An 11,971-nucleotide genomic window follows, 5' to 3' on the forward strand; every position below is an offset into this window, starting at 1 on the left:
GACCCCGCAGGCGCTTTAGCGCCGAGGAGGCTCACCGCCCGCCCCGCGGAAAGCGAAGCGCCTGGAACGGAAATCAACATTCACTTTTAACAGAGTCTTTTTTTTATAAACTTATATTAATCTTCGCTGTTACAAAAATGAAATAAAACCATCATATATTTTACAAATTACCCATAATTTGTCCCATTTTGTATAATGGAAATCTATTACTCTCGAACCAGTAAAACCCTTGATATGATAGGAGTTCCTCCCTAATTTTTCGAAAAAATCCAAATGAAAACTATGAAAATATGACTAACATATTTCAGGAAAAGTAGGAAAATGTCAGTAATTATACAGTTTTGTTACATTATAGAGACTAGTAAACTTTTTAAATAAAATTATGATAAAGTAAAGAAGGTCTAAAATTCTGGAAAATTCTTTACTAGTCTACAATGCAAGATTAAGAGGGTTTTACCGTGGTTTAGGAGGAAAAAATGTTATTCTCGAATAAAGATTCAAAGTCAAAAAGGTTTTTATTTCTTAAAACGGCAGTTATTACAACTATGGCTGCATCCGTTATTGCCTTTAGCAACGGTCCGGTTGCATTTGCCACATCACCAAAGTTAACAACCATATATCATGTCTATCTTAATGGTACATACATTGGAAATGTCATGGATAAAGACATAATTGATAAACTCGTTACTGAAAAAGTAGACACAGCAAAGCAATCCATCAAGGACGTCAATTTAAAAATTGGCCCTCAGGTTGAATACATCCCTGAGCAGGTTTTCCGTTCAGAAGCCAATAATCAGGAAGCCGTCCAAAATATACAAAGCTCTTTTCAAATCCAGGCTGAGGCATCTGCAATCCTCATCGACGGGACACCAGTTGTTTACTTGGATCATGAAGAAACAGCCGAACAAGTAATCAAGAATTTCAAGCTGCAATATGTCACTGAGGATCAATTAACAGAACTTGAAACACGAAAAGACTCTGCCGAAACGGCATTGCCGCCATTGCAAGAAAATGAGACTCGTCTATTAGACGTCCATCTTTCGAAAAATGTTTCAGTTGAAACTGTAAATGTAGCCCCAGACAAAATTATGTCGGCTGCGGATGCTGTTACTTTTTTACAAAAAGGTACATTAGAAGAAAAGAAATATGCCATCCAAGAGGGGGATGTTCTCGAAACGATTGCCGAGGATCACGGTCTGAAGTTGGCTGAAATTCTGGCATTAAATCCAGACATAACCGAGGAAACACTCTTGAAAATTGGTCAAGAAATTAATATAACGGCACTAAAACCGTATATTGAAGTAATCGTTGATAAAGAATTAAATCAAAAGGAAGACATTCCTTTTGCCAATGAAGTAGTTGAGGACTCATCAATGCCGAAGGGCGATACAAAGGAAAAACAAAAAGGTCAAAACGGATCCCGCTCGGTAACTTACGCAATTACAGAACAAAATGGAGTAACCGTTAAGAAGGATAAGTCTAGCGAACAAATCCTGCAGCAGGCAGTAAATCATATTGTTATCAAAGGAACAAAGGCAAGTCCTTCCCGTGGTGAAGGCAGCTTTGCCTGGCCTACTGTTGGCGGATATGTTTCCAGCCAAATGGGCTACCGCTGGGGCAAGTTGCACAAAGGAATTGATATTGCCGGACCAAGCAACAGAGCGATCAAGGCTGCTGATAATGGCGTCGTTGTTTCTGCCGGATGGGGCAACGGCTATGGAAATAGAGTTATCATCGACCATCAAAACGGCTTCCGCACTTTATATGGCCATATGTCATCGCTTAATGTAAAAGTTGGGCAAACAGTTTCAAAAGGCACGCAAATTGGGATCATGGGTTCAACAGGTGATTCGACCGGAGTCCATTTGCATTTTGAAGTGTATAAAAACGGCAGCTTGGTCAACCCGCTTTCTTATCTAAAATAATTCCGAATTAAAAGTCTCTAGTTGGAACTAGAGGCTTTTCCTTTTAATCGTATTTGGAATTACTAGTATCTAGAAGGAAAAAAATGTTATACCAATCTTGCCAAATGCTACTTATAGGTGAATTAAAGCTAATAAAATGGTAAAGTAAGATAGTATAGGTATGTCTTTTAGCAGCTATTGATTGTATAGATAATTTAACTTAAAGGAGAAATTGTATGGAGAAGAAGATTCTTGTTGTAGATGATGAAAAACCAATTGCAGATATTTTGCAGTTTAATTTAAAAAAAGAAGGTTACGTTGTCTATTGTGCTTATGACGGCAACGAAGCTCTTCAATTGGTAGAAGAGATCCAGCCTGACTTGATTCTCTTAGACATTATGCTTCCACAAAGGGACGGGATGGAAGTTTGCCGGGAAATCCGCAAGAAATATGAAATGCCGATTATTATGCTGACAGCAAAGGATTCTGAAATTGACAAAGTTTTAGGTCTTGAACTGGGTGCCGATGATTATGTAACAAAGCCATTTAGCACAAGGGAACTGATTGCCCGTGTTAAAGCCAATTTACGCCGGCACCAACAGATTCTGTCCCAGCCTGATGCTGAGAATGAAACGAATGAAATTGAAATAGGTTCGCTTGTGATTCATCCTGATGCCTATGTCGTCTCAAAACGCGGTGAAACGATTGAACTGACACACCGGGAGTTTGAACTGCTCTACTATTTGGCCAAGCATATCGGTCAAGTAATGACACGAGAGCACCTCTTACAAACGGTATGGGGTTACGATTATTACGGCGATGTGAGGACAGTGGATGTAACCGTTAGACGCCTGCGCGAAAAAATTGAGGATAGCCCTAGTCATCCAACCTGGATTGTCACTCGCCGCGGGGTTGGATATTACTTGCGGAATCCTGAACAGGAGTAATTTCTTGATGAAAAAGGTTGGTTTCTTTCGCTCAATACATGTAAAGTTTGTCATCATCTATGTCCTCCTAATTTTAGTGGCGATGCAAATTATCGGTGTTTATTTTGTCCGCCAGCTGGAAGAAACACTAAGAGCAAATTTCCAGACATCGTTAAAACAGCGGGTTAATTTGCTAGCCTATAATGTACGGGAGGAAATGGAAAAGGAAAGAACGCCAGAAGACCCCACACTTGAAGACGATATTAAGAAAATCCTTAGAGACTTTGATGCAGGTGATATTTCTGAAGTTCGCGTCATTGAAAGCCGGTCCTCTAAAATTATCGGGACTTCTGAACAAAGTAATCAAGGAGTGGTCGGACAAAGGACAACAGAGCTGCGCATAAAGCAATCGATGGTGTTAGAAGAGGACCAAAGTGCAATTAAGATTGACCCGCAAACAGGACATCGGATTTGGGTCCTCTCTACCCCGATTAAGTCTGGTAAAAAAGTGATTGGCTCAATCGATCTTGTTGCAAAAATCGAAAATGTCTTTGAACAAATGAAAACGATTAATGGAATCTTTGCGACCGGAACGGCGATTGCCTTATCGATTACGGCTATTCTCGGAATTCTATTGGCCCGAACCATCACAAGGCCAATTACGGATATGAAGAAGCAGGCATTAGCGATGGCAAAAGGGAACTTTTCCCGAAAGGTTAAAGTGTATGGCAATGATGAAATCGGTACGCTTGCGGTCACCTTTAACAACCTGACGAAGAAGCTTCAAGAAGCACAGGCCATGACCGAAGGGGAACGAAGAAAACTGTCATCAGTGATATCGTATATGACCGATGGCGTCATTGCTACTGACCGAAAAGGCCGAGTTATATTAATCAATGAGCCGGCAGCGGACATGCTGAATGTTTCACGTGAAACAGTTCTTTCGCAGCCGATTGTGTCGTTATTGAGTTTGGATGATACCAATTCCTTTGAGGATCTATTAGAGGAGAAGGACTCGTTAATCTTAGACTATAGTACAAATACAAAAAGCTATATTCTTCGCGCCAATTTTTCTGTCATTCAAAAAGAAACCGGCTTTGTTAACGGTTTGATTGCAGTGCTGCATGATATCACAGAACAGGAAAAAATTGATGCTGAAAGAAGAGAGTTTGTCGCCAATGTTTCGCACGAACTAAGAACGCCGTTAACCACGATGAGAAGTTATTTAGAGGCACTTGCTGATGGGGCGTGGCAAGATGAGGAAATTGCGCCAAACTTTTTGGAAGTGACGCGGACAGAAACGGAACGGATGATTCGACTTGTGAATGACCTCCTGCAATTATCGAAAATGGATAGTACGGATTATAAGCTGAATAAAGAGTGGGTAAACTTTGTCAACTTTTATAATCGGATAATTGACCGTTTTGAAATGGCCAAGGAGCAAAATGTAACCTTCAAGCGAAAGCTCCCTGAACAAGCCATTTTTGTGGAAATAGATGAAGATAAAATGACTCAGGTTTTATACAATATCATTTCCAACGCCTTAAAGTATTCGCCTGAAGGCGGCAAAGTTACGTTCTCCATCAAAGAAGAGGAAGATAAAATCATCGTCAGCATATCTGACCAGGGCGTTGGGATTCCAAAAGAGAATATTGGCAGAGTTTTTGACCGTTTTTATCGTGTTGATAAAGCGAGAACACGGAAACTAGGCGGTACGGGCCTAGGACTGGCGATTGCAAAGGAAATGGTCAATGTCCATGGCGGGAACATTTGGATAACAAGTCAAGAAGGAAAAGGAACGAAGATCTCTTTTTCATTACCGTATGAGCGTTCTGAAGAGGATGAGTGGTCATGAGATACGAAAATATTAAATCATGGATATTAACGATATTAGTCATGGTCAGCGCCCTGTTAACATGGAATCTTTGGACCTACCAGCCCAATTACGACACCATGGAAAATAGTAATATCGTGAGAGAAGTCACTGTAAGTGAAAAACAGGAGGTTCAAAAGATTGTTCGCCCTGACCGAATATTGTTCCATGTGAAAGGTGATCATTACGGAACAAATAATACCGATGAGCTTGAAAAAGTAATCAAGGAATTGAGCGGCTGGGCATTTTACGATGTGAAAAATGTGACCGATAAAGTGGGTAATATAGAAGAATTATCGCACGACAGCGGCAATGCGGAAATTGTTTTTCCAGGGGAAGTCCCAATTGAATTATACCGCAGTGTCTTAACTATGGAAGGAAAGAAGCTGCCCTCCTTTAACTTTAATCGAATTATTATTAATGTCGAGGACTCGGAAAAGGAGGATGGGATTGTTTACTTTGTTTCAACAGAAAACCAGCAAGTCCATATGAGTCATATAACAGCTGCCAATTTAAGCGCGTTTAATCGTGACTTCTATAAAAATGCTGCCCGGTTTCCTGCATTCTTTGCCTATAAAACATCTGATAAACATACGCTTTTCCTTCCTGAAAATACGACTGAAATGATGACCTATAAGTATGTACCTGTTAACCTTATTTCTGAGGAATTTAAAGAGGCGCTTTTTAGTGATCCTAGCTTTGTTCAAAAAAGTTTGATATCGCAAGGTGAAGAATACACAAATGGTTCTAGCAAAATGACGGTGAATTACAATAGCAATATGCTTTCTTATGTCAATCCGACGGCAGATGATGATTTTATTGATAACTCGTACGATTTAGTCAAACGAAGCATTGATTTTGTCAATGAGCACGGGGGATGGACGGATTCGTATCGTTTTGTTTCAAAAAGTGAATTTAGCCGGTCCGTTACCTTTCGTTTATACAGTATTGAAGGGTATCCCGTTTTTAATGATAATGGACTTTCAGAAATCAAAGAGGTTTGGGGCAGGGATACAATTAATAAATATGTGCGCCCTAATATTTCCTTGGAGCTGCCAGTAACGACGGAAATGCAGAAAGTATCGCGGCCATCAGGACACGCCGCATTGGAATTTTTACAAAAGCAAAAGAACTTTAAACCAGAGCTTCTTGAAGAAATGGTATTAGGCTATCGGATGGAAAGGGATTCAGATCAGAATATGCTTATTCTCTTAGAGCCAACCTGGTTCTATCGCTATGATAAAGCATGGGGGCAGATTACGATGGACGATCTGGGAGGATTGCAGCATGGATTGGAGTAAAATTAAAACAATTTTTATTATAACTTTTCTGATCTTGGATGTTTACCTCCTATTTCAATTCATGAAAATCCGTGATGCCAATAAATACGAAGTCGCAAATGAGGCCTCGTTTGAAGAAAAACTGAAGGCGGATGAGATTCAATATAACGATTTGCCAAAGGCACCGATAAAGGATCAATATTTAAGTGCAAAACCAAAGATCTTTATTAAAGCTGATTTTGCGAAATTAAAAGGTCAGTCTGCCACTATTATGGACCAAGGTTCGAAGCTTCAAGTAACACTTGAGAAGCCATTGCAGTTAAGTTCAAAGTTCGAGCCGGCTGAACTCTCTGGCTTTTTAAAGGAAAATGTCCTTTACGGTGAGCATTATCAGTTTTGGGAAAAGGATGACAAAAAGAATACCATCACCTTCTTTCAGCAATATGATAATTTCACGCTGTATCAAAATATTAATGGAATGATTACTTTCACTTATAATGCAGATAATCAAATTGTTTCTTATCAACAATCCTATCTGGAGGGGTTCGAAAAACTAACGGCAAAAGAGGACATTCTCCTTCCGTTAAAGGCAATTGAAACCTTGCATCAAAAGGGAATGTTGAAGCCGAAGAGTAAAATTACCAAGGTGGAGCTTGGCTATTCGACCCTGATTCAACTGGCTGCCTCTCAAGTATTAGCACCAACCTGGCGCTTTGTCGTCAATGATAAGGAAAGTTTATTTGTGAATGCGTTTGAGGGCCAGATTATTGATTTTAAGAGCGACGAAAATAGTAAAGTGGAGTGAAACAGCATGGCGTTAAGTTATAGCATTCTTGCAAGCGGGAGTACAGGGAACGCCCTCTATGTCGAATCTGATGAACATTCCTTCCTAGTGGATGCCGGGTTTAGCGGCAAGCAGATGGAGGCGCTTTTCGGGCAGATTGATCGTGATATTAGTAAGCTATCGGGGATTTTTGTCACGCATGAGCATAGTGATCATATTAAAGGGATTGGGATTCTTGCTCGTAAATATCATTTGCCAGTGTTTGCGAATGAAAAAACGTGGCGGGCAATGGAAAGTTCGGTCGGGGTCATTCCGACTGAGCAAAAGTTTGTTTTCAATATGGAAACGGTGAAGAGCTTTGGTTCTGTTGATATTGAATCGTTCGGGGTTTCGCATGATGCGGCAGAACCGATGTTTTACGTCTTCCATCAATCCGGGAAAAAGCTAGTGCTGATTACCGATACAGGCTATGTAAGCGACCGGATGAAGGGAACTATCTCTAATGCCGATGTTTATATTTTTGAATCCAATCATGATGTGCAAATGCTGCGGATGGGGAGATATCCTTGGAACATCAAACGAAGGATTCTCAGTGATGTCGGCCATGTTTCCAATGAGGATGCTGCGATTGCAATGAGCGATGTGGTTGGAGACCGAACCAAGAGGGTATATCTTGCCCATCTTAGTTTGGATAATAATATGAAGGATTTAGCGAAGATGGCAGTGACACAAACCCTCGAGAGCCAGGGCTTAATTGTGGGAGAACAATTCGGTCTTTACGACACAGACCCAAAAACACCAACGATTTTAACAGCGGTATAAATGTTAATGAAATGATGCGCCCTTATGCTGTGGCGCTTTTTTTTTATGATTCTGTAATTGCTATTGTTGAGCGAAGCGCCTGGAACGGAAATCAACATTCACTTTTAACACAGCCAATTGTTAAAAAAACATGAACAAACTCGTAAGTTTTTGCTAATAAAAAGCAATATTTTAGTAATTTACAGTTGAATGAGTATAATTGTTATTATAAGCCAAAATAGTAGGTAGCAACCTTTTCGGGAAGAGAGGAATGGTGTAGATTGGGTTATTATGATGATCATTCACAGGAGCGTTATCGAGAACAAAAGGGAAAAAAGAGTGGTTTCTTTCTTGCCAGCTTTGTCGGGGCAATAATCGGTGCCATTGTCGTTATCCTGGCCATTCCAACCTTGTCCAAACAGGGGGTCCTCCCTTATAAGATGGAATCGGCACAAAACTTACCAACGGATACGAATAATAATAACCAGCAAAATGTCATTAAGCAAGTATCTTATGATGTAACCACTAATACGACAAAAGCTGTTGATAAAACAGGTGAAGCAGTTGTTGGCATCAATAACATCCAGGCTACCAGCTTTTGGTCCGATAATGGAAACGGCTCTGAGCAGGAAGCCGGAACGGGTTCGGGTGTTATTTATAAAAAGGAAGGCAATCAGGCATTCGTCGTAACGAATCATCATGTCGTTGAGGGTGCGACCAAGCTCGAAGTCACTTTGTCTGATGGAACGAAAATTCCTGCCAAACTCCTAGGCAGTGATATCTGGACTGACTTAGCCGTTCTGCAGATTGATGCCGGCGAAGTAAAAAAGGTAGCTGAATTCGGTAACTCCGACATTTTAAAGATGGGTGAACCGGTGATTGCGATTGGAAATCCGCTTGGGGCCACATTTTCCGGTTCGGTAACACAGGGGATTATCTCCGGATTAAAGCGGACGATACCGGTTGATATCAATCAAGATGGCATTATTGATTGGCAGTCAGAGGTATTGCAAACGGATGCCGCGATTAACCCTGGCAACAGCGGCGGTGCGCTAATTAATATGGAAGGGCAAGTCATCGGGATTAATTCCATGAAGATTGCCCAGAGTGCGGTTGAAGGGATCGGCCTATCGATTCCGATTAATTCGGCTAAGCCGATAATTAATGACCTTGAGCACTATGGTTCTGTTAAACGGCCATATATGGGTGTCGATTTAAAATCAGTTTCTGAAATCCCTGCCTATTATCAGCAAGAGGCGTTAAAGCTGCCTCGAAATGTGAATTACGGTGTGGCTCTCCGTCAAGTAGTACCGAATTCGCCGGCTTCACAAGCAGGATTGAAAGAGCTGGACGTGATCGTCGAAATGGACGGACAAAAGATAAATGATGTTATTGATCTTCGTAAGCACTTGTACCAGACAAAGAAAATAGGCGAGCAAATGAAGGTTAAATTTTATCGGGATGGAAAGTTACAAGAAACAACATTGACCTTATCCGCAGAGAAATTACAATAAGTGACCCGCACAAACAGGAGGTGATTCATTCACACTCCTGTTTTTGTTGTGGTATCATGGTTGAGGTACTCGATGTTGTCGAATGACAAATGGTTGTGAAGTTAACAATAGGATAAAGGTATATCTTTTTCAGGAAGGTGGTTTAGAAAATGATTTATTGCTGTGAGGAACATGTGGAGATTGGATTGGATGCAATTGTGGATGAATATCAGACGTTTCCGGTAATGACGAAAATAACTGGGGATAACTTATCAACAAGCTGTGAATATTGTCAAAATAGGGCTGTATATATGGTGGCGAACAAGTGATTCCATACAAGATGTGGATAAAAAATGTGGACATGTGGATAACTCCTGTGGACAACTTGTTTGTAAGCTGTTTGTAATCAAGTTGAAAAGGGCTGTGGATTGTGAATATCTCAATTATTACTGTTGGAAAATTAAAAGAAAAATATTTGCGTCTTGGCATTGATGAGTATTTAAAGCGATTATCGGCGTATGCCAAGGTAGAGGTTATTGAGGTTGCGGATGAAAAGGCACCTGAAGAATTAAGCGAGCTGGAAATGCTGCAGGTAAAACAAAAAGAAGGTGAAAGAATTTTAGCCAAAATCAGCCAGGATACATATGTGATTGCCTTAGCCATCCAAGGGAAATTGGCATCATCAGAAGAGTTGGCGGATTCGTTAGACAAACTAGCGACGTACGGAAAAAGCAAAATTGCCTTTGTCATCGGAGGATCTTTGGGTTTGAGTGAGGAAGTGTTGAAGCGGTCAAACGAGCAGCTGTCGTTTTCGCGGATGACCTTCCCACATCAGCTAATGAGGCTGATATTGGTAGAACAGATATACCGTGCATATCGGATTAATCGAGGTGAACCTTATCACAAGTAAATGAGGTTTTTATTAAATGTTAGGCTGTGTAAAAGTACATTGCTGATTTTGAGCACAACATTCACTTTTAACACAGCCAAATGTTTATAAATCAAACTGAAACAAAAGTGACTTCGAAATTGAAGTCACTTTTTGTTTCAGTTCTTGTTTTGTAGTAGATGTGGTATGTCTCTCCGAATAACATATTTAGTCTTTCGTCTATCATAAATTTATATATATAATTAGCCTATATGAGAAATCCAATTGGATGATGTGCTTTTGGATACAGGTTACCTAGTTGAAGGCAAATAAAAATATAGTGTAGTTAGCTTTAATTAAGCCAAATAAAATATGAGGGTTTCAGGTGAAATAATGAAAGCATATAAGTTTATTAAAGACTACAAAAACAACAATAACTATCGGTTATCATTTAACAATCTAGCTAAAAAGACCTTTGGTATTGATTTTGAAGAGTGGTATCAACAAGGCTTTTGGAATGATAACTATATATGCTACAGCTATGTTAATAATAATGAAGTAATATCTAATGTTTCACTCAATACAATGGAACTGATCATTGATGGGAAAATACAGAAGGCTATCCAGATTGGAACGGTAATGACTGATCCTGAATATAGAAGACAAGGATTAGCATACCAGCTGTTAAGTAAAGTACTTGCAGATTATGACCATCTATATGATTTATATTTTTTAGCAGCTGATGCTGAGGCAGTACCTCTCTATCAAAAATGTGGATTTATGCCCAATGATGAGAATCAATGTGTTATAGACCTAAAAGGCTACCAGCTTATCGAAGAACCGTTAGACAAATGCATTGTTCCACCAAATAAGATGCTAGAAATTAAAAAACAATCTCAGCCTCTCTCAAATATTTTATCCGCGCGAGGCGATGAGCATGTGCTGATGTTCTACTATACATTAGGTTTTAGGGACTTAGTCCATCGACCGCAGGATGATGTTTATACTATTTTTAAAATTGATGGAGATCAGCTGCATCTATATGACATACTTTCACCAAGAAAAGTAAATTTACAGGAACTTGTTGAGCTAATCACTCCGGAGAATGTGAAAACAGTAGTCTGTCACTTTACACCAGATCAACCTATTAAAAATCTAAAAGTAGCAGTAGATACATCTAGCAATTGGATGATTCGGACAACAACTAACAGAAGCTTTCCGACACTCGCCCGATTTCCTAGGATATCTCAAACATAAAACGATTAAGTAGACATAACTTCATTTCGATCCGTCACGGGGAACCGTACCATAAGTAAATGAGGTTTTTTAAGACCAAGATATTAAAGGTATCGCCATTAGTTGTTCTGGTGATACCTTTTAATGATAAGGAATAACTATTCAAATCAGTTTCTTGCTATAGTTAAAGCAGGTATTATTGTATCTGTTAAACTAAAATCCCAAGGGAAATGAAAATTAGCCTCGGCAAGCTTCATTATGGAAATCATACATACTATTAATCCCATAGTTTTTCCTCCACCATAAGGAGAAATTCCCCCTTATAGTTAATTTAATGAAATATTGTCTAATCCCTTAAATTCAATGCCATGCCTTAATTTACCTCTTATTACTATAGTTTTTGTTTTCCTCCCCTTAACCGTTTTCGTGGTGTGCCTTGGCAAGTGAAGAAATAATCCGAAATATTCAAAAGCCACTTCAATAGATTTACTTTTGAATGGCTTTATTTTATACGTATAAATGAATGAATTATTTTGTTTAATCGAGAATTATATAATAATACAAAATTAAACGGAAAAAATATGTTGATTTGCTTTTGATAATATGTTAAATTAGTAGATAATAATATTATAAATATTCTGAAAATATCGATATCAATTAATTCAATAAAATAGTTCATCAAGATCACGAAAAGAGTGCCATTAATTATGGCGCTCTTTTCGCTTGATGCCGGCATTCGACAATTGGGGCAAATATTCTACAAAATCATCAATTTTTCTATTTCAATTAGTTACTAAAGGAGGTGA

10 protein-coding genes are annotated in these 11,971 nt (G+C 39.3%); all 10 read left to right on the forward strand.

What is annotated here, in order from left to right; all coding sequences use genetic code 11:
* Positions 1–476 precede the first annotated feature (476 nt).
* Positions 477–1,925 (forward strand): peptidoglycan DD-metalloendopeptidase family protein, encoded by a 1,449-nt coding sequence (locus ACFVSW_RS27115; protein ID WP_387319742.1) that lies wholly within the window; start codon positions 477–479, stop codon positions 1,923–1,925.
* A gap of 215 nt (positions 1,926–2,140) precedes the next feature.
* Complete coding sequence (yycF, locus tag ACFVSW_RS27120; protein WP_024030288.1) at positions 2,141–2,851, forward strand: response regulator YycF; 711 nt, start codon at positions 2,141–2,143, stop codon at positions 2,849–2,851.
* A 7-nt stretch (positions 2,852–2,858) separates the two neighbouring features.
* On the forward strand, positions 2,859–4,685 hold the full coding sequence (walK, locus tag ACFVSW_RS27125) for a cell wall metabolism sensor histidine kinase WalK (RefSeq protein ID WP_387319743.1): 1,827 nt from the start codon (positions 2,859–2,861) through the stop codon (positions 4,683–4,685).
* Positions 4,682–6,004, forward strand: coding sequence for a YycH family regulatory protein (locus ACFVSW_RS27130; RefSeq protein WP_387319745.1), 1,323 nt, complete (start codon positions 4,682–4,684; stop codon positions 6,002–6,004). The genes walK and ACFVSW_RS27130 overlap by 4 nt, the downstream gene beginning before the upstream one ends.
* The gene (locus ACFVSW_RS27135) at positions 5,991–6,788 is read left to right on the forward strand and encodes a two-component system regulatory protein YycI (RefSeq protein WP_387319746.1); all 798 of its coding nucleotides are present in this window, start codon (positions 5,991–5,993) and stop codon (positions 6,786–6,788) included. Before ACFVSW_RS27130 ends, ACFVSW_RS27135 begins: the two co-directional genes overlap by 14 nt.
* A 6-nt stretch (positions 6,789–6,794) precedes the next feature.
* On the forward strand, positions 6,795–7,589 hold the full coding sequence (locus ACFVSW_RS27140) for an MBL fold metallo-hydrolase (RefSeq protein ID WP_024030284.1): 795 nt from the start codon (positions 6,795–6,797) through the stop codon (positions 7,587–7,589).
* Between the two features lie 260 nt (positions 7,590–7,849).
* Entirely contained in the window at positions 7,850–9,082 is a 1,233-nt protein-coding gene (locus ACFVSW_RS27145) for a S1C family serine protease (protein ID WP_387319747.1), read from the forward strand.
* Positions 9,083–9,231: 149 nt separating this feature from the next.
* Positions 9,232–9,390 carry a CxxH/CxxC protein gene (locus ACFVSW_RS27150; RefSeq protein WP_024030282.1) on the forward strand — a complete coding sequence of 53 codons (159 nt, stop codon included), beginning with the start codon at positions 9,232–9,234 and terminating at the stop codon, positions 9,388–9,390.
* A 101-nt stretch (positions 9,391–9,491) separates the two neighbouring features.
* The gene (gene rlmH, locus ACFVSW_RS27155) at positions 9,492–9,971 is read left to right on the forward strand and encodes a 23S rRNA (pseudouridine(1915)-N(3))-methyltransferase RlmH (protein WP_387319748.1); all 480 of its coding nucleotides are present in this window, start codon (positions 9,492–9,494) and stop codon (positions 9,969–9,971) included.
* Between the two features lie 351 nt (positions 9,972–10,322).
* A complete protein-coding gene (locus tag ACFVSW_RS27160) occupies positions 10,323–11,186 on the forward strand; it encodes a GNAT family N-acetyltransferase (RefSeq protein WP_387319749.1) in 864 nt (287 codons plus the stop codon).
* The last annotated feature ends 785 nt before the right edge of the window (positions 11,187–11,971 follow it).

It is taken from the genome of Neobacillus sp. NPDC058068 (assembly GCF_042885335.1).
Lineage (GTDB): Bacteria > Bacillota > Bacilli > Bacillales > Cytobacillaceae > Neobacillus.